This window comes from Micromonospora sp. ZG13 (assembly GCF_059359355.1).
Genome location: NZ_JCADBQ010000049.1, coordinates 1 through 987, shown reverse-complemented (window position 1 = coordinate 987; position 987 = coordinate 1). Strand labels below are relative to the sequence as shown.

Here is a 987-nt window from a genome sequence, read left to right as displayed (position 1 = left end):
CGCGGGTGCTGCGGTGTGGGGTTTGGGTCGGGTGGTGGGTTTGGAGGTGCCGTTGCGGTGGGGTGGTTTGGTGGATTTGCCGGGGTTGTTGGGTGGGGGTGTGTGGGGTCGGTTGTGTGGGGTGTTGTCGTCGTGTGGTGGTGAGGATCAGGTGGCGTTGCGGTCGTCGGGTGTGTTTGTGCGGCGGTTGGTGCGTGCGGGTTCTGCGGCGGGTGTTGGTTCGGGTGGTTTCTCGTTGTCGGGGACGGTGTTGGTGACGGGTGGTACGGGGGCGTTGGGTGCGCGGGTGGCGGTGTGGGCGGCGGGTGTGGGTGCGGAGCATGTGGTGTTGGTGAGTCGGCGTGGTGGTGGTGCGCCGGGTGTGGGGGAGTTGGTGGGGCGGTTGGAGGGTTTGGGTGTGCGGGTGTCGGTGGTGGCGTGTGATGTGGCGGATCGTGGTGCGGTGGCGGGGTTGTTGGGGGATTTGGTGGGTGCGGGTGAGCGGTTGCGGGCGGTGGTGCATGCGGCGGGTGCGGCGCAGTTGACGTCGTTGGGTGAGGTGGGTGTGGGTGAGGTGGAGGAGGTGTTGCGGGCGAAGGTTGGTGGTGCGGTGGTGTTGGATGAGTTGACGGCTGGTTTGGATTTGGATGCGTTTGTGGTGTTTTCGTCGATTGCGGGGGTGTGGGGTTCGGCGGGTCAGGTGGGGTATGCGGCGGCGAATGCGTTTTTGGATGGGTTGGTGGTGTCGCGGCGTGCGCGTGGGTTGGTGGGGACGTCGGTGGCGTGGGGGCCGTGGGCTGAGGCGGGTATGGCGGTGGGGGTTGCGGGGGAGCAGTTGAGTCGGCGTGGGTTGCCGGGGATGGTGCCGGAGTTGGCGGTGGTGGCGTTGCAGCGGGCGTTGGAGGGTGGTGAGTCTGATGTGGTGGTGGCGGATGTGCGGTGGGATCGGTTTGTGCCGTCGTTTACGGCGTTGCGGCCGTCTCGACTGTTCACCGAAATCCCCGAAGC

At 66.8% G+C, this 987-nt stretch carries 1 protein-coding gene; it reads left to right on the top strand.

Translation table 11 applies throughout. From position 1 onward, the window contains the following. Positions 1–34: 34 nt before the first annotated feature. Positions 35–987: beta-ketoacyl reductase (locus tag AC5L34_RS29485; RefSeq protein ID WP_494827920.1), on the top strand; the 953-nt coding region annotated here is incomplete at its 3' end.